This is a genomic window from uncultured Albimonas sp. (genome assembly GCF_963977235.1).
Lineage (GTDB): Bacteria > Pseudomonadota > Alphaproteobacteria > Rhodobacterales > Rhodobacteraceae > Albimonas.
In genome coordinates this window covers 1-17,675 of record NZ_CAXBOD010000026.1, presented here as the reverse complement: position 1 = coordinate 17,675, position 17,675 = coordinate 1, and the positions used below count along the sequence as shown (strand labels likewise).

Here is a 17,675-nt window from a genome sequence, read left to right as displayed (position 1 = left end):
TCCTAGTCCTGGCCCTGCGCGGCGCGCGCGCGGGGGCCGTGGAAATACTCGTGAACCCAGGGGTGATCGACGCTCAGCATGTCCTTCATGCTGCCGGTCACCAGCACCTTCTTCTCGGCCAGCACCGCGATCCGGTCGCAGATCGCGTGCAGGCTGTCGAGGTCGTGGGTCACCATGAACACCGTCAGCCCCAGGCTCTCCTGAAGCTGCTTGATGAGGTCGTCGAAGGCCGCCGCCCCGATCGGATCGAGGCCGGCGGTCGGCTCGTCGAGGAAGACGATCTCGGGCTCCAGCGCCAGCGCCCGCGCGAGCCCTGCGCGCTTGCGCATGCCGCCCGAAAGCTCGGAGGGAAACTTGGTCCCCGCAAAGCCCGGCAGCCCCACCAGACGAACCTTCAGGTTCCCCAGCGCCCGCATCAGCGCGGGCGAGAGCTTGAGATGCTCGCGCATCGGCGCCTCGATGTTCTCGAGCACCGTCAGCGAGGAGAACAGCGCGCCGTCCTGGAACAGCACCCCCCAGCGTTTCTCGACCTCGCGCCGGTCCTTGTCCGAGATCGACAGCACGTCCTGGCCGAACACCTCGATGGAGCCCGACTTGGGCCGGTTGAGCCCGACGATGGTCCGCAGCAGCACCGACTTGCCGGTGCCCGAGCCGCCGACGATGCCCAGCACCTCGCCGCGCATCACGTCGAGGTCGAGGTTCTCGTGCACCACCTGGGGGCCGAACTGGTTGACCAGGCCGCGCACGCGGATCACCGCCTCCCGCTCGGTCGGCGGGGTCGCGTGCAGCGCGTCGGGGGAGCCGTCCATCAAACGCCCATCTCCGAGAAGAAGATCGAGAACACTGCGTCGATCACGATCACCAGGAAGATCGCCGTGACGACCGCCTGGGTGGTGCGCTGGCCGACGCTTTCGGCCGAGCCGCCCACCAGCATGCCCTGCCAGCAGCCGACCACCGCGATGACGATCGCGAAGAACGGCGCCTTCACCATGCCCACGATCAGGTGCCAGACGCCTGTGGTCTCATAAAGGCGGGTGACGAACATGCCGGGCGACACGCCCAGATCCACCCAGGCCATCAGCCCGCCGCCCAGAAGGCCCGCGATGTTGGAAATGAAGCCGAGCACGGGGAGCATGATCAGCAGCGCCAGCGTGCGCGGCACCACCAGCACGTCGATGGGGTCGAGCCCCAGCGTGCGCATGGCGTCGATCTCCTCGCGGATCTTCATCGACCCGATCGAGGCCGCGAAGGCCGAGCCCGAGCGGCCCGCCACGATGATCGAGGTGAGCAGGATCCCCAGCTCGCGCAGGAGCGAGATGGCGATCAGGTTGACCACGAAGACTTCCGCCCCGAACTGCTGAAGCTGGCTCGCGCCCTGAAAGCCCAGCACGATGCCGATCAGGAAGCTCATCAGCGCCACGATCGGGAAGGCGTTGAAGCCCGCCTCCTGCATGTGATGGAACAGCGCCGCGCGGCGCAGGGTCCAGGGGCGCAGGATGCCCGCGGTCAGCCGCGCCAGCGTCAGGCCCAGGAACCCCAGCAGCGACACCGCCGTGTCCTTGATCCCCACGACCGAGGCGCCGATGCCCTCGACCCAGGCCACGAAGCCGCGCCGGCCGGGGGCCGCGTCCTCGGCGTCCGGCAGGGCGCGGGCGACGGTCTCGATCAGGGCGGCGCGGGCGGGCTCTCCGGGGGCGATCTCGACATCCGCGCCCTCGCGCTCCAGCCGGGCCTTGAGCTGCAGGATCAGCCAGGCGCCGGCGGTGTCCAGCGCCTCGACCTCGCTCAGATCCAGCGTCACCGGCTTGCCCGCGGGAGGGCGCAGATCGGCGGCCATCTTCTCGAGCGCCACGAGCCCGGCCACGACCAGGCGGCCGCCGAACCGGGCGACGGCGCGGTCGGGTCCATCCTCGACGGCGAGCGCCGGGGGCGCGGAGCGGGTGAGCGAAGCGGCCATGGCCAGACCCTCGCGGGTGGGACCGGGAATCGCAAGCCCGCTCGCGCGAATGGCATCGCGCGCCTGCCCTCGACGCAGCGGCGCCCGGGCGTCGCGAAGATGGCTTGACGCCGCGTCCGGTCGATGAAACAGTTTCCGCCCAGGTGAATGTTGCGTTTCAGGAAATCGGCGCCGACCGGCCGCGTTGCGGGACGCCGGGCGGGACCGGAAACAAGAGTTTCTGGGAAACGCACCATGACAGCCCGAATCCTTGCCGCCTCGGTCGCAGCGCTGATGACCGCGGCGCCGGCCTGCGCGCTCACCACCTTCGCCCACACGAAATATTCGACCGGGTTCGAGACCGGCCTGGACGGCTGGACCGACTTTTCCGGCGGCACGGTCGAGCGCATCGCGACCCCGCTCGCCCATCAGGGCGGCTGGCTGGCCCTGGCCAGAGGCGGCGAGACCAGCCTCAACGGCCCCTTCTCGATGATGGGCGGCGCGCAGAGCGTCTGGACCGGCGACTGGGCCGTGCAGACGGCGATCTATCTCAACACCGCCTGGGCGCCCGGCACGGGGTTCGAATATTCGGTCGCCGCGAACGGGTCCGACGGCGCGCACCAGCGCGACTTCGTGTTCAACGTCGCCCGCGACGCGGACACGGGCACGGTGCTGGTCAACGCCTCGAACAACAGCACCGGCGACGGCGTCGGCGCGCCGGCCAACCTCGACACCCAGACCGGGCCGGCGAGCCTCGAGGTCACGACCTCCGGCTGGTATGTCTTCGAGCATGTGTTCCGCGACGTGGCGGGCCTGCTGAGCGTGGAGATGAACCTGTTCGGCGAGGGCGACCTGAACACGGCGCTGTTCACCGAGACGCGCGGCCCCGATCCCGAAGACCAGATCCCGTTCGCGGTCGGCGGCAACCGCTACGCCTGGTTCTCGACGGTAGACCTGGACGTCGGGATCGCCTTCGACTCGGTGACGATGACCGAGTCCCTCGCCTCCGCCGTCCCGGTTCCCGCCGCCCTGCATCTGCTGGCCGGCGGCCTCGGCCTTATGGGCCTGGTCTGCCGCCGGCGGCGCGCCTGAAACGACGGGCGGCCTCGCGGCGCCGGCCGCCGCCGCCCGCTGCCGGCCCGACCTCTTTTCGAGCCCAGCCCGCTCCGGCCCGGCCGGCCTGCGGTCCGCGCGTCGATCTCGCGCCCTTGTCGGGGCCGGCGCCCCCGCCCTATGTTCCCAGCGATGCGCCCGGCCGGCCCGCCGGGTTCCCAGCACGCTGCCGGAAAGGCCCCGCATGTCGCTCTTCACGCCCCAGGACGCGCTGGTGGCCACCATGGTCACCACCTCCGCCGCCGACGCCCGGATGAGCTCGAACGAGCTGCTCTCCATCGACACCATCGTGCGCGCCCTGCCCGCCTTCGCCGGCTACGATCCCGACCGGCTGGCCTGGGTGACGCGCACCGTGCTTGACATGCTGTCCGAGGAGGACGGGCTCGACGCGATCATCGGCCTCGTGCGCGAGGCGCTGCCCCTGCAGTTCAACGAGACCGCCTACGCGCTGGCCTGCGACGTGGCGGCCTCCGACGGCTCGGTCCGCCTGACCGAGCTGCGCTGGCTGGAGATGCTGCGCCACGAGCTGGGCGTCGGGCGTCTGGCCGCCGCGGCCATCGAGCGCGGCTCCCGCGCCCGCCACGTGCGCATCCCCGACACGCTCGAAGAAGCCGCCGAATAGGCGGACGCGCGGCCCCGGGCCGATCGCCGGACCCGAAACGGAAGGCGCGCCCGGACCGGGCGCGCCTTCGGGCTGTCAGTAGCCCCCGGCCCAGGCGCGGACCATGCGCCGCTCGAGCTCCCGCGCCCGGCCCAGCCAGCCGCGGGACTTGGCTCCGTCGCCGGTGTCGGCCAGCGTTTCGCGCCGCTCCAGGTCCTCGGAGAAGATCGCGAAGGCGAGCCGGCGCCCCGAGGCCGCGGTGATGTAGCCCGCCAGCCCCCGCACGAAATACATCGTCCCGGTCTTGGCCGAGGCGCGGACGCCCGCAGGCAGCCGCGCCTCGCCCTTGCCGGGGCCGATGTTCACCTCCTTGAGCAGCGGCTCGAGCTCGCCCGCCCGCACCCGGCCGGCGGGGTCGCGGTCGGCGGCGCGCAGGAAGGCGACCATGGCGGCGGGAGTGACGCGGCTGTCCTCCGACAGGCCCGAGTGGTTCATCAGCGCGATCGGCCCCGCCTCGCCCGAGACGCTCGCAACGCTGGTCGCCGCGGCCGGGCTGGGCGCAGGCGCCCAGGCGCCGGGCCGGGCGGCCCCGCGGCTCGCGAGCATCGTCGCCGCGATCCCCGCCGAAAGCGCCGGGCGACCGGCTTCGGGCGCGGTCTCCCGCCCGCCGCTCGGGGTGGCGAAGGCGGCGGCCGAGGCGGTGGGGGCCGGCGGGCTCTGCGGCGGCGGGGCCGAAATCCCGGCTCCGCCGAGCGCGCGCGCGTTGGCCCACGCGTCCATTCGCCGAGCGCTCGCCTCCAGGTCCCCGGGGATCGCGCCGCGCTCCGAAGACGCGGCCATACCAACGGCTTCCGCGGTGAGGTTCGTGGAATACTTGAGCATCCCGTAGAGGATCTCGTTCAGCGGCGCGCTGCGCCGGAAGGCCAGCGTGACCGAGGGCGAGGGCGCGCGCCCCAGCTCCGCCTGCGGCAGCGTTGCGCCGCGCGCGGCGGCCAGGCTGCGGAACACGTCGGCGGCATAGGCCGCGGGCCGGCGCACCGGCAGCCAGCGCTGGCCCTTGCGGTTCAGCGCCCGCTCGAGCACCGTCCAGCGCTCCAGCGGGCCGTCGTCGCGCCGCTCGAAGATCCCGTCCGAGGTCGGCCCGGCGACGATCGCCACGCCCCGCGGGGCGGCGCGGGCGCGCGCGCCGTGGGCCTCGAGCGTGAGGCCGAGGTCGGCGCCGGTGCGCTCCCACTTGAACAGCACCCGGTTGAAGTCGAGGTTCAGCGCCCCGACCGAGGGGTTGTAGGTCACGTCCTCGGGCTGCAGCGGGTCGATCCGCGCCGTCGGCGGCAGCGCCGAGGCGTCAACCACGAAGCGCCCTGTCGCGCCGCGGAACCCCCGGGCCGTCGCCTGGGCCGCCAGCTCGTCGAGCGCGTCGGTGTCGAGCTCGGGATCCCCGCCCCCCACCAGCGCCACGTCGCCCGTCACCCGCCCGTCGGGCCCGGGCGCGGAGGAGGCGGTCAGGCGGGTCTCGAAGCGATGCTCGGCGCCCAGCGTCTCGAGCGCGTAGAGCGCGGTGAACACCTTGGCGACCGAGGCCGGGGGGAACATCTCGTCGGCGAGGCCGCCCTCGAGGATCTCGCCCGAGTCGAGGTCCATCAGCGCATAGCCGACCCGACCAGAGAGGCGGATCGTCTCGGCGATGGGCGCGGCCAGGGCCTTGGCGCGCGGCTCGTCCACCCGCTGGCCCGGCAGGGGCTTGGCGCCGGCGGCGTGGGCGGCGGGGCGCGGCGGGGGCAGCTCGGCGCGCGCGGGCGCCGCGGCCTGCGCGGGGGCCGCGCCCAGGGCGCCGGCCAGCAGCAGGCCCAGGGCCGCCGCAACCCCGAGCCGTCGTCCCATGCCTGTGCGCGCGGGCCGGCCGCCCGGCCGCCCGAGGCTGTCTTCGCGGACTGGCGCCGCCATGTGCATATTGTGTCCTGTCTCGTCCCGATCCGGTCGGCGCGATCTTCGTCGTCGTTCGCCGGTCTGCTCGGCGCGGAGTCTGCCGCAGCCGGGCGCTGCGCTCAACCGTCCCGTGAGGGCGGCGGGGCGTCGCGCCGCGGGGCGGGCCAGTCGCCCGCCTCGCGGATGCGGGTCGAGGACAGGTCCGACATCGCGCCGGTCAGCAGCGTCCAGGCCGGCGGGCGCGCCCGCGCCAGCCCCCGCGCCGCCCCCGCGCCCACCCGGGCGAAGGCGAACCGCTGCGCGGCCGGCGAGAGCCCCGCGCGCAATTGCGAGCCCGGCCGCGCCAGCACCGCGATCGGCGTGGTCATGGCGATCTCCTGCCAGCGGTCCCAGCGGTGGAACTGCGCGAGGTTGTCGGCCCCCATCAGCCACACGAAACGCACCTGCGGATAGCGCGCCCGCAGCCGCCTGAGCGTGTCGGCGGTGTAGCGCGCGCCGAGCCTCGCCTCGACATCGGTGATCTCGACGCGGGGGTGACGCATCAGCCGCCGGCAGGCCGCCATCCGCAGCTCCAGCGAGGCCGGCCCCCTGGCCTTCAGCGGGTTGCCCGGCGAGACCAGCCACCACACCCGGTCCAGCCCCAGCCGGCGCAGCGCCCAGCGGGTGATATGGGCGTGCCCCTCGTGGGGCGGATCGAACGAGCCGCCCAGCAGCCCCACCCGCAATCCCGGCTCGGCCCTCGGAAATCCCTGCACGCGCGCTCCGTCCCTCGTCCGCGGCCGCCGGTCGCCTCGCCGGCTTCCCCGCCTGTTTCCGGGTCCGGGCCCGCCAAGTCAACGCGCGCGGAGGGCGCCAGGCGAAGGCGCGCGGAGGGTCTTGCGCCCCCGACATAGCTGACCTAGGTCAGAGACAGTTCCGCGCCGTCCCGCGGGCCCCTTCCTCGCGACCTCCCGAGCCGTTCCATGACCGTCGATTCCGACCGCGCCGACGCCCTGCCCCGCATCCGCCGCTTCAACCGCGCCGTGACCGCCGAGATCGGGGCGCTCGACGCCTCGTTCCTCGGCCGCGGCCGGCCGATGGGCGAGGCGCGGATGATCCACGCCATCGGCCGCGGCGACCCGGAGGCGGGGCGCGAGGTCGCCGACATCCGCGACGAGCTGCGGCTGGATTCGGGCCTCGCCTCGCGGCTGCTGCGCTCGCTCGAGGCGCAGGGGCTGGCCGAGGTCCGCCGCCACGCCCAGGACGGACGGCGGCGCGTCGCCCGCCTGACCGCCGCAGGCCGGGCCGAGAACGCCGCCTACGACCGCCTCTCGGACCGCCGCGCCCGCGCCCTGATCGATCGGCAGGGGCGCCGCGGCGCGCTCGCCCTGCTCGAGGCGATGGATCGGGTCTCCTGCGCGCTGGGCGCCGACCGCATCGTCATCGCGCCCGTCGATCCCGCCTCGGACCCCGCCCGCGCCTGCCTCGAGCGCTACTACGACGAGTTGGCCCACCGTTTTCCGAAGGGGTTCGAGGTCTCCCTCTCGCGCGATCCCCAGGCCGGCGACATGCGCGCCCCGCGCGGGGCCTTCCTGGTGGCGACGCTCGACGAGCTGCCGCTCGCCTGCGCGGGTCTGAAGGGGGCCGAGGGGTTCGCCGAGGTCAAGCGGGTGTGGGTCGCGCCCGCCGCGCGGGGCCTCGGCCTCGCCTCGCGCCTGATGGCGGCGGTCGAGGCGCAGGCCCGGAGCCTGGGCGTCGGCCTGCTGCGCTTGGACACCAACCGCGCCCTGCCCGAGGCGGCCTCCCTCTACCGTCGTCTGGGCTGGACCGAGATCGAGCGCTTCAACGACGATCCCTATGCGGAGCTGTTCTTCGAAAAGCGCCTCGGTCCCGGCGCCCCTTGATCGCCACACTGCGGAAACCGCCTCCAAAACAGGGGCCAGAACCACGAACTGCCGTTACGTCATGGATTGAGAGGCACGTGGTGCGATTGACTTTGCGTCAGAGGATTCACCCAGATGAACACGATCCCGGCCGACTCGCCGGCGCGGGACGCAGACCTGGGACGCGTCATGCTCAATTCGACGAACTGTTCCTTGCGTAAGATGCCCGCCGCCGTTTTCGCGGCCACGCTCGTCCTCGCCGCCGCCCCGGCGCTGGCTGTGCCGAGCTACACGATCCAGGGCCTTGGGGACCTGCCCGGGGGAAGCGCCTACAGCTACGCCGCCGCGGTCAACGCTTCGGGGCAGGTGGTGGGCATGAGCGGCGCCACAACCGGGCAGCGTGCCTTTCTTTGGGACAACGGGGTGATGACCAACCTCGGCGACCTGCCCGGCGGGAGCGATTCCAGCTACGCCTTTGCAATCAGCGACCCGGGCCTTGTCGTGGGCCGCAGCTACGCCACCCCGATCGGCGTCCACGGGTTCCTTTGGGACAACGGCACGATGACCGACCTCGGCGATCTGGCGGGGGGAGACGACATCAGCTACGCCTTCGGGGTCAACGCATCGGGCCAGGTGGCAGGCTACAGCAACGCCGCGACCGGGGACCGCGCTTTCCTGTGGGCGAACGGCGTGATGACCAACCTCGGCGACCTGCCAGGGGGGAACAACTTCAGCCGCGCCCACGGCATCAACGACGCCGGCCAGGTGGTGGGCTTCAGCAACGCCGCGACAGGGGACCGCGCTTTCCTTTGGGACAACGGCGTGATGACCAACCTCGGCGACCTGCCGGGGGGCGGCGACTACAGCCAGGCCTACGGGATCAACGCGTCGGGCCAGGTGGTGGGAGTCAGCGTCGCCACGGCCGGGCAACACGCTTTCCTTTGGGAGAACGGGGTGATGACCGATCTAGGCACCCTGCCGGGAACGAACGATCTCTCCAGGGCCCTCGCCATCAACGACGCGGGCCAGATCGTAGGCTACGCCCAAAACCGGAGCACCAATCAGCGCGCTGCGCTTCTGTGGGATGACGGAGCGCTCATCAACCTCAACGACGTCATCGTCGACGGGATGGGCTGGACGCTCCGCGAGGCCAACGGGATCAACGACTCCGGCCAGATCGTCGGCTACGGAGCCAGCCCAGAGGGCTACGATCAGGCCTTCCTGCTGACCCCGGTCGTCGAGGGCGGCGCCGAGGTTCCCGTTCCCGCCGCCCTGCCCCTCCTCGGCACGGCGCTGGCCGGGCTGGTCGGCCTGCGGGCGCAGCGTCGCCGGACCGCCTGACCCCCTGACCTGCAATCCCCGCCGCGCGCCCTGTCGCCGGCGGTCTCGAGGCGGCGTCCCTCCCGGGGCGTCGCCTCCTTGCTTTTCAGCCCCCGGTTCGCCGCTGCGGCGCCCCCCGCATTGCCTCCACGCGCCGCCCCCGATAGAACGCCGCCAACCCCGATTACCCAGGCAAGGACCCCCGCATGGCCTCCTACCAGTACGTCTACCACATGGACGGCGTCTCCAAGACCTATCCGGGCGGCAAGAAGTGCTTCGAGAACATCCGCCTGAACTTCCTGCCCGGCGTGAAGATCGGCGTCGTGGGCGTGAACGGCTCGGGCAAGTCCACGCTGATGCGGATCATGTCCGGCGAGGACAAGGATTTCCAGGGCGAGGCCTGGGCCGCCAAGGGCGCCAAGGTCGGCTATCTGCCCCAGGAGCCCAAGCTCGACGAATCCAAGACCGTTCGTGAGAACGTGATGGAGGGCGTGGCCGAAAAGACCGCGCTCGTCGAGGAATACAACGCCATCGCCATGAAGATCGCGGAAGACTACACCGACGAGCTCATGGAGAAGATGACCGAGCTCCAGGACCAGATCGACGCCCAGAACCTGTGGGACATCGACAGCCAGGTCGACGTCGCCCTCGAGGCGCTGCGCTGCCCGCCGGACGACGCCGACGTGGCCAGCCTTTCGGGCGGCGAGAAGCGCCGCGTGGCGCTGTGCAAGCTGCTGCTCGAAGCGCCCGACATGCTGCTGCTCGACGAGCCGACCAACCACCTCGACGCCGAGACCATCGCCTGGCTGCAGAAGCACCTGATCGAATACAAGGGCACGATCCTGATCGTGACCCACGACCGCTATTTCCTCGACGACATCACCTCGTGGATCCTCGAGCTCGAGCGCGGCCGCGGCATCCCCTACGAGGGCAACTATTCCTCCTGGCTCGAGCAGAAGGCCAAGCGCCTCGCGCAGGAAGCGCGCGAGGACAAGTCCCGCCAGCGCGAACTGTCCAAGGAGCTGGAGTGGGTCCGCTCCAACCCCAAGGCCCGTCAGGCCAAGTCCAAGGCCCGTCTCAACCGCTACAACGAGATGGCCGAGCGCTCCGAGAAGGAACTGGTCGGCAAGGCCCAGATCATCATCCCCAACGGCCCCCGCCTGGGCGGCAAGGTGATCGAGGTCGAGAACCTCAAGAAGGGCTTTGGCGACAACCTGCTGATCGACGGGCTGTCGTTCTCGCTGCCGCCAGGCGGCATCGTGGGCGTAATCGGGCCCAACGGCGCGGGCAAATCCACGCTGTTCCGGATGCTGACGGGTCAGGACCAGCCCGACGACGGCAAGGTCGAGTTCGGCGACACGGTGAAGCTGAGCTACGTGGACCAGTCGCGCGACTCGCTCGATCCCAACAAGAACGTCTGGGAAGAGATCTCCGACGGGCTCGACATCATCAAGCTGGGCCAGGCCGAGGTTCCCTCGCGCAACTACGTGGGCGCCTTCAACTTCAAGGGCTCCGACCAGCAGAAGAAGATGTCGCTGCTCTCGGGCGGCGAGCGCAACCGCGTGCATATGGCGAAACTGCTGCGCTCGGGCGGCAACGTGCTGCTCCTCGACGAGCCGACCAACGATCTCGACGTCGAGACGCTGCGCGCGCTGGAGGACGCCCTGCTGGAATTCGCCGGCTGCGCCGTGGTCATCTCGCACGACCGCTGGTTCCTCGACCGCATCTGCACCCACATGCTGGCCTTCGAGGGCGACAGCCACGTCGAGTGGTTCGAGGGCAACTTCGAGGACTACGAGAAGGACAAGATCCGGCGCCTCGGCCCGGATTCGGTCGAACCCAAGCGCATCAAGTACAAGAAGTTCTCGCGCTGAGCGCGTCGACGCGGTGAAAGATCGGGGGGCTCCGGCGCGCGACGCCGGGGCCCCTTGCGCGTTCGGCCGCCTGGCCCGCCCCCCGAGTCCACAGGACGACCCGCCATGTTCCGCGACCTGATCCTGATCTGCATCGTGCTGCCCTGCGCCGTCGCCTTCAGCCAGGTCCCGACCTACGCCCAGCAATACACCCAGCGCCTGGGCGGCGCGGTGAGCGAGCTCGAGCGTTCGGTCGCCGAATACCAGGCGCTGGCCGCCCGCCAGAACATGACCCTGACCGAGTTCGTCGACAGCCTGCAAGGCAACGCCCAGGTCGAGGACACCAAGGCCGTGATCCTCGGTCAGGCCGAGCGCCTGAGGCGGATGCGGGCGGACCTCGCCAGCCTCTCCGACCTCGACTGGCGCCCGCAGTCGCTGATCCCGCGCCTCAACCGCTTCGGCCACCGCGACGTGCAGACGGGGACCTGGGAGGCGTTCCAGCCCGCCCTGCCGGTGACGCTCGCCGGCGCGATGTGGCTGGGGCTGGGGGTCCTTTTCGGCCTGCTGATCGCGGGCGTCCTGCGCGCCCTCTCGCGTCTGCTGTTCGGCCCCCGCCGCGCCCGCCTCGGCGGACCGCCCCCCGGCCGCGGCTGAGCCTCCCGACCGCCCGGGATCGACAGGACGCCGAACCCCGGCCGGGAGGGGCGGACGCCGGCGCGCGCCGGCTTTCACCTCCGCTTCATGGCGCATGACGCAACGTCATTTCGTTGCTTCGCAGGTTTTGGGGGATGCCGCCGATGACCCGCCAGGAATGGACCCGCGTGCAGGCGCGGCTGCACAAGCTCGGCTTCAACCCCGGGCCCATCGACGGCCTGCGCGGGCGCCTGACGCTGACCGCCGTGCGCCGATTCCAGCGCTCGCGCGGGCTGGTGGCCGACGGCATCGCCGGCCCGATCACCCTCGCGGCCCTGTTCGAGGGGCAGTCCGCCCCGCCCCCCGCCTCGATCGACGCCATGCCCTGGTTCGAGGAGGCGCAGCGCCTGGTCGGCGTGACCGAGACCCCCGGCCCCGCCAGCACCCCCACGATCATGGCGATGGCCGAGGCGCTCGACATCGACTATTCGGGCGACGACGTCCCGTGGTGCGGCCTCTTCGTGGGCCACTGCATCGCGGCCGCCCTGCCGGACGAGGGCCTGCCCGCCGTCGTCCTGCGCGCGCGGGCCTGGGAGACCTTCGGCCAGCCGTGCGAGCCCCAGGTCGGCGCGGTGATGGTGTTCTGGCGTTCGAGCCTCGCCTCGGGCAAGGGCCACGTCGGCTTCTACGCGGGCGAGGATGCGGGCGCCTACCTGATCCTCGGCGGCAACCAGAGCGACGCGGTCAACACCGTGCGCGTGGGCCGCGACCGTTTCCTCGCCGCCCGCTGGCCCCTCACCGCCCTGCCCCCCGGCGGCGGGACGCTGCTGGTCGACGCCGGCGGCGCGCTGTCCACCAACGAGGCCTGAGTCGGGCCGTCGACGCCGCGCGGCTGCTCACCGGTCGATTGTCCGCCCTGATCCGGTGAGCATTCAAGAGCGTCCAGACACGTCGGCCGGCCCCGTTCGCGGCGGGCTCGGATCCGCGCCGCCTCCCGACCCCGGGAGCGGTCGCGGCCGCCCGCTCCCGAGCCCCCTGCCATCCGACCGGCGCCATCCTGGCGCCTCGGCGTTGCAAACCCTCCCCATCGCCGCCGAATTCCCCGGCCAGCCTCTCCACCGCTTGCGGAGAGGAGCGGCGCCATGGACCGGGTTCAGTCCCACATCGCAACAATCGATCTCGCAGTCATCGCCGTCTACCTCGCGATCGTGCTGGCCATCGGCATCTGGGTCGCGCGGCGCACCTCGACGGGCGAGGACCTGTTTCTCGCCGGCCGCTCTCTGGCCTGGGGGGCGATCGGGCTCAGCCTGTTCGCCTCCAACATCTCCACCACCACGCTGATGGGGCTGACCGGGGCGGCCTACAGCTCGGGCATCGCCACCTCGGCGTTCGAGTGGATGGCCGGCATCCCCCTGTTGCTGCTGGCCTTCGTGTTTGCGCCCCTGTTCCTCAAGGCCCGCATCACCACCACGCCCGAGTGGCTGGACCTGCGCTATTCGCGCCCGGTTCGCCTCTATTTCTCGGGTCTGACGATCCTGTTCACCGTCATCGTCGACACCGCCGGCGGCCTCTATGCCGGGGGCGTGGTGATGACCACCTTCTTCCCCGAGGTCCCGCTCTGGCTCGCCTGCGCCGTCATCGGCCTGTTCGCGGGGGGCTACGCCGCCGCCGGAGGGCTCAAGGCCGTGGTCTACACCGACGTCCTGCAGGCCGTCGTGCTGATTGCGGGCTGCGGGGTCACCGCGCTGATCCTGTTCGGCGAGCTCGACTATTCCTGGTCCCGGGTCACCGAGGCGCTGCCCGAGGGCCACCTCTCGATGGTCCGTCCGATCGGGGACGAGGACCTGCCCTGGACCGGCCTTGTCGCGGGCATCTGGCTGCTGGGGTTCTGGTACTGGGTGACCAACCAGTACATCGTGCAACGCGTGCTGGGCGCCCGCTCGACGCCGGACGCGCAGCGCGGCGCGCTGCTGGGGGGCCTGCTGAAGATCCTGCCGCTGTTCCTGATGGTGCTGCCCGGCGCCATGGCCGCGCCCCTGCTGCCCGACATCCCCGAGCCCGACCAGGTGTTCCCGGTGATGATCACCACCGTGCTGCCCGCCGGGCTGACGGGCCTGGTGCTCGCGGGGCTGATCGCGGCGATCATGTCGACGGTGGATTCGACGCTGAATGCGGCCTCGGCGCTGATCGTCAACGACTTCGCCACGCCGCCCGAGCGCAAGCTCGAGGCGCGCAAGGCCCGTCGCTGGGGCACGCTCTGCACTCTGACCCTGATGGTAATCGCGGTGATCTGGGCGCCGCTGATCCAGTTCGCCGGCGGCATCTGGGACTACCTGCAGCAGGCGTTCTCGATCATCGTGCCGCCGGTGGTGGCGCTGTTTGTCTACGGCGCCTTCTCCCGCCGCCCCACAGGCCCCGCGGCGCTGACGACGCTGCTGACCATGCACGGGCTGGGGCTGGTCCTGTTTGCGCTCTCCCAGTTCGGCGTCTGGCCGCTGCATTTCACCGAGACGGTGACGGTCATGACCCTGTTGTCCTTTGCCGTCCTCCATGTGCTCAGCCGGCCCGGCGCCGAGCCCGATCCCGCGCTGATCTGGCGCCCCTCCGACGCGCTGGCCGGGCGCGCGGACGACGCGACCTCCGCCCTCTGGGACGTCCGGGTCTGGGGCGTGGCGCTGGCGCTGGCGATGCTTGCGGTGCTGGTCTGGTTCTGGTGAGGCCCGGGCGACCTGCGCCGAGGGCCTTCCCCTGCGCCGCCCGCTGACGCATAACCCCCGCGCCAAGACCGACTCTAGGCCCACCGGAGGCTTCCATGCACGACATCCGCCAGATCCGCGAGAACCCCGCCGCGTTCGATGCGGCGCTCTCCCGTCGGGGTGTACAGAATGCTTCCACGTATTTGCTTGAGATTGATCGCCACCGCAGGTCCAATATTGCCGCGGCCGAGGCAGCGCTGGCCGAGCGAAATGCAACCTCCAAGCTTGTCGGCAAGGCAAAGGCGATCGGCAACGAAGCCGAGTTCGAGCGGCTGCGCGCCTTGGTGGCAGTCCAGAAGGCGCAAATTTCGCGCTTGGAGGCGGTTGCCAAGGCGGAAGAGGAAACACTCCGCAACGCCCTCCTTTCGCTGCCGAATCTCCCGCTGGACGAGATCCCCGACGGCAACGACGAAGCCGACAATGTCGAGCTGCGTCGCTGGAGCAGCCCCCGCGAGTATGCCTTTGATCCCAAGGAGCATTTCGAGATCGCCGAGGCCATGGGCCTGATGGATTTCGCCGCTGCCGCGAAGCTCTCGGGCGCGCGGTTCGTGGTGCTCAAGGGGGCGCTGATCCGGCTGCACCGGGCTCTGGGCCAGTTCATGCTCGACACCCATGTCGAAAAGCATGGCCTGACAGAGGTCTGGACCCCGGTCCTGGTGCGCGACGAGGCGATGCTGGGCACCGGCCAGCTCCCCAAGTTCGCCGAGGACTCCTACCGCACCGAGAACGGTTGGTGGCTGATCCCGACGGCGGAAGTGACGCTGACCAACCTCGCGGCCGGCGAGATCCTCGAGGCCGCCGCCCTGCCGCAGCGCTACACCGCGCTGAGCCAGTGCTTCCGCTCGGAGGCGGGCTCGGCGGGCAAGGACACCCGCGGCATGCTGCGCCAGCACCAGTTCGAGAAGGTGGAGATGGTCTCGGTCGTGACCCCCGAAGAGGGTCCGGCCGAGCTCGATCGCATGACAGAATGCGCCGAGAACATCCTGAAGGCGCTGGAGATTCCTTTCCGCACCATGGTTCTGTGCACCGGCGACATGGGCTTTGGCGCCCGCCGCACCCATGACATCGAGGTCTGGCTGCCGGGCCAGGGCGCCTATCGCGAGATCTCCTCGTGCTCGCTCTGCGGCGACTTCCAGGCCCGTCGCATGAACGCCCGCTATCGCCCTCAGCCAGAAGCGAAACCCGAGTTCGTGCACACGCTCAACGGCTCCGGTCTCGCCGTCGGGCGCGCGCTGATCGCGGTGATCGAGACCTGGCAGCGCGCCGACGGCGGCATCGACATCCCCAAGGTCCTGCGGCCCTGGATGGGGGGCAAGTCGACCATCGCCGCGGACGGCTCGCTCGCCTGAGGCCGGCGCTCGCGAATATCGCTTGATCGGGCCCGGAATCGGCGTATTGACGATTCCGCGCGCCGCCCCGCGCGGGGGGGCGCAGCGGGTTGCAGGAAAGCCCTGCAACCCGCTGCGGTCCCTCATGAAACCTCTCTTGCAACAACGTCCGGACGGGCGGCCCGGCCTTACGGAATATCGCGGCCATGATGACGGTCCGCTGCTATCTCGCCCCCTCGTCCATCGAGGGCCTCGGGGTGTTCTGCCATGAGCCGATCCGCAAGGGCGACACGGTCTGGCGCTTCGACGACCGCTTCGACCAGCGCCTGCCCCGCAGCCTGGTCGAGTCCGCCGACCCGGTGATGCGCGAGTTCCTCGAGCGCTATGGCTACGACCACCTCGACCACCCCGACCACCTGTTCCTGGACGCGGACGAGGGCCGGTTCATGAACCACGCCGACCAGCCCAACACGGACTTCCGGGGCGCGGACTTCGGCATCGCGCTGCGCGACATTCCCGCGGGCGAGGAGCTGACCTGCGATTATCGCGAGTTCACCTTCGGCGAGCTGCACATGCAGCCCTCGCGCCACCGCGTCGCGGCGCTGGCGGCGGAATAGCGCCCGCCTGCGGCCAGACGAGGCGTCGCCGCCTCGTCGCACCCCCGAAAGGATCGCCTCTGCGGCCCGCGCCCGGCTGGACCTCGACCCCGGGCGCGGGTAATCCTCGGTCCATGCGTCAACGCTCCGGACCCTTCGCGGCATCGACGGGGGGCGGAGCAGCGGGGGCTCCATGCGAATTCTGATCACCAACGACGACGGCATCACCGCGCCCGGACTGCGCGCGGCCGAGGACATCGCCCTGGCCCTGGCGGGCCCCAAGGGCGAGGTCTGGACGGTCGCGCCCGAATCCGAGCAGTCGGGCGTCGCCCATTGCATCTCCTACACCAAGCCGATGCGGATCAATCCGCTGGGCCCGCGCCGGTTTGCGGTCGACGGCTCGCCGGCCGACTGCGTGATCGTGGCGCTGAGCCACATCATGGCCGACTGCCCGCCGGACCTGATCCTGTCGGGCGTCAACCGCGGGCACAACGTGGCCGAGGACGTGGTCTATTCCGGCACCGTGGGCGGCGCGATCGAGGGGACGCTGGCGCGCGTGCCCTCCATCGCGCTCAGCCAGGGCTACGGCCCCGACAACCTCGAGCTTGACGACATGTTCGAGGGCGCGCGCCGCGCCGGCCCCGACGCGGTGCGCCGCGTGCTTGAGATGCCGTGGGAGCCGACGGCCGATTACGGCCTGTTCTACAACGTCAATTTCCCGCCCGTGCCCGGCGACAGGATCCAGGGGATCCGGGCCGCCAACCAGGGCCGCCGCCCCGGCGGCGCCTTCAAGGTCGAGGAGACGCTGGCCCCCAACGGGCGCGCCTACTTCTGGCTCGCCCACGCGCGCGGAAACGAGCTGAGCCCCGAGGGCACCGACGCCCGCGGCACCGCCGAGGGCTGGATCACGGTCACGCCGCTGCGCTGCGACCTGACCGCCCACGACCGGCTCGCCGACGTCGAGGCGGCGCTTGCGGGCGACGCCGCGCGGCGCACGGCCTGAACGGAACGGGGGACCCATGACGGCGGGCGAACGCGACGGGACGGCCGAAGAGGTGATGCAGCTGATCTTCGCGCTGCGCTCGAAAGGCGTGACCGACAAGCGCGTGCTGGACGCGATCGAGAAGACGCCGCGCGCGGCCTTCCTCGACCGTTCGTTCAAGGACCGCGCGTGGGAGGACATCCCCCTGCCCATCGCCTGCGGGCAGACCATCTCCCAACCCTCGGTGGTCGGGCAGATGACCCAGGCGCTGGGGGCGACGGCCCGGTGCAAGGTGCTCGAGGTCGGAACCGGCTCGGGCTACCAGGCCGCGATCCTCGCCCGGCTCGCCCGCCGGGTCTATTCGGTCGAGCGGCACCGCCCGCTCGCCCGCCAGGCCCGCGAGGTGATCGAGCGTCGGCTGCACCTGTCCAACGTCTCGATCATGACCGCGGACGGGGCGCTGGGGCTGCCCGACCAGGCGCCCTTCGACCGCATCATGGTCACCGCCGCGGCCGAAGACGTGCCCGCCATCCTGCTCGAGCAGCTGCGCGAGGGCGGGGTGATGGTGCTGCCCGTAGGCCAGACCGACGATGTGCAGCAGCTGCTGCGGGTCGAAAAGACCGCCGAGGGTCTTCAATATTCCGAGCTTTCGCCCGTTCGCTTCGTCCCCCTGCTTGAGGGCGTGGCCGCGGACGTGGTTGACTGATCCCCGATCCCTGAGCGGCGGGGCCGGATACGCCGGCCCCCCCCCCGCCCCCCCCCCGCCCCC

The 17,675-nt window shown here is 71.3% G+C and carries 16 protein-coding genes; 12 read left to right on the top strand and 4 right to left on the bottom strand.

Annotation, left to right across the window (positions count from 1 at the left end; genetic code table 11):
• Positions 1-2: 2 nt before the first annotated feature.
• Together AAC134_RS13245 and AAC134_RS13240 are read right to left on the bottom strand one after the other, a co-directional pair.
• Positions 3-809, bottom strand: coding sequence for an ABC transporter ATP-binding protein (locus AAC134_RS13245; protein ID WP_339949572.1), 807 nt, complete (start codon positions 807-809; stop codon positions 3-5).
• Positions 809-1,957 carry an MlaE family lipid ABC transporter permease subunit gene (locus AAC134_RS13240; RefSeq protein ID WP_339949571.1) on the bottom strand — a complete coding sequence of 383 codons (1,149 nt, stop codon included), beginning with the start codon at positions 1,955-1,957 and terminating at the stop codon, positions 809-811. Before AAC134_RS13240 ends, AAC134_RS13245 begins: the two co-directional genes overlap by 1 nt.
• 234 nt (positions 1,958-2,191) lie before the next feature.
• On the opposite strand from AAC134_RS13240, the gene AAC134_RS13235 reads away from it, so the two are divergent.
• Positions 2,192-3,028, top strand: coding sequence for a PEP-CTERM sorting domain-containing protein (locus AAC134_RS13235; RefSeq protein ID WP_339949570.1), 837 nt, complete (start codon positions 2,192-2,194; stop codon positions 3,026-3,028).
• A 205-nt stretch (positions 3,029-3,233) separates the two neighbouring features.
• On the top strand, positions 3,234-3,671 hold the full coding sequence (locus tag AAC134_RS13230; RefSeq protein WP_339949569.1) for a tellurite resistance TerB family protein: 438 nt from the start codon (positions 3,234-3,236) through the stop codon (positions 3,669-3,671).
• A gap of 75 nt (positions 3,672-3,746) precedes the next feature.
• Here the strand turns inward: AAC134_RS13230 and AAC134_RS13225 are convergent, their stop codons facing one another.
• Both AAC134_RS13225 and AAC134_RS13220 read right to left on the bottom strand, forming a co-directional pair.
• The gene (locus AAC134_RS13225) at positions 3,747-5,531 is read right to left on the bottom strand and encodes a D-alanyl-D-alanine carboxypeptidase (RefSeq protein ID WP_339949568.1); all 1,785 of its coding nucleotides are present in this window, start codon (positions 5,529-5,531) and stop codon (positions 3,747-3,749) included.
• A 164-nt stretch (positions 5,532-5,695) separates the two neighbouring features.
• On the bottom strand, positions 5,696-6,331 hold the full coding sequence (locus AAC134_RS13220) for a nicotinate-nucleotide adenylyltransferase (protein ID WP_339949567.1): 636 nt from the start codon (positions 6,329-6,331) through the stop codon (positions 5,696-5,698).
• Between the two features lie 207 nt (positions 6,332-6,538).
• On the opposite strand from AAC134_RS13220, the gene AAC134_RS13215 reads away from it, so the two are divergent.
• From AAC134_RS13215 to AAC134_RS13170, 10 genes are all read left to right on the top strand, one after another.
• On the top strand, positions 6,539-7,459 hold the full coding sequence (locus AAC134_RS13215; RefSeq protein ID WP_339949566.1) for a helix-turn-helix domain-containing GNAT family N-acetyltransferase: 921 nt from the start codon (positions 6,539-6,541) through the stop codon (positions 7,457-7,459).
• A 114-nt stretch (positions 7,460-7,573) separates the two neighbouring features.
• Positions 7,574-8,779, top strand: coding sequence for a hypothetical protein (locus AAC134_RS13210; RefSeq protein ID WP_339949565.1), 1,206 nt, complete (start codon positions 7,574-7,576; stop codon positions 8,777-8,779).
• 185 nt (positions 8,780-8,964) lie between these two features.
• Complete coding sequence (gene ettA, locus AAC134_RS13205; protein ID WP_339949564.1) at positions 8,965-10,632, top strand: energy-dependent translational throttle protein EttA; 1,668 nt, start codon at positions 8,965-8,967, stop codon at positions 10,630-10,632.
• Positions 10,633-10,737: 105 nt separating this feature from the next.
• Positions 10,738-11,265 carry a DUF2937 family protein gene (locus tag AAC134_RS13200; protein WP_339949563.1) on the top strand — a complete coding sequence of 176 codons (528 nt, stop codon included), beginning with the start codon at positions 10,738-10,740 and terminating at the stop codon, positions 11,263-11,265.
• A gap of 143 nt (positions 11,266-11,408) precedes the next feature.
• Positions 11,409-12,113 (top strand): TIGR02594 family protein, encoded by a 705-nt coding sequence (locus tag AAC134_RS13195; protein ID WP_339949562.1) that lies wholly within the window; start codon positions 11,409-11,411, stop codon positions 12,111-12,113.
• Between the two features lie 273 nt (positions 12,114-12,386).
• Positions 12,387-13,961 carry a sodium/solute symporter gene (locus AAC134_RS13190; RefSeq protein WP_339949561.1) on the top strand — a complete coding sequence of 525 codons (1,575 nt, stop codon included), beginning with the start codon at positions 12,387-12,389 and terminating at the stop codon, positions 13,959-13,961.
• 95 nt (positions 13,962-14,056) lie between these two features.
• Positions 14,057-15,349 (top strand): serine--tRNA ligase, encoded by a 1,293-nt coding sequence (gene serS, locus AAC134_RS13185; RefSeq protein ID WP_339949560.1) that lies wholly within the window; start codon positions 14,057-14,059, stop codon positions 15,347-15,349.
• A gap of 185 nt (positions 15,350-15,534) precedes the next feature.
• Entirely contained in the window at positions 15,535-15,945 is a 411-nt protein-coding gene (locus tag AAC134_RS13180; protein ID WP_339949559.1) for an SET domain-containing protein-lysine N-methyltransferase, read from the top strand.
• 172 nt (positions 15,946-16,117) lie between these two features.
• Positions 16,118-16,927, top strand: a complete 810-nt coding sequence (gene surE / locus AAC134_RS13175) for a 5'/3'-nucleotidase SurE (protein ID WP_339949558.1) — start codon at positions 16,118-16,120, stop codon at positions 16,925-16,927.
• 16 nt (positions 16,928-16,943) lie between these two features.
• Positions 16,944-17,612 (top strand): protein-L-isoaspartate(D-aspartate) O-methyltransferase, encoded by a 669-nt coding sequence (locus AAC134_RS13170; RefSeq protein ID WP_339949557.1) that lies wholly within the window; start codon positions 16,944-16,946, stop codon positions 17,610-17,612.
• Positions 17,613-17,675 lie beyond the last annotated feature (63 nt).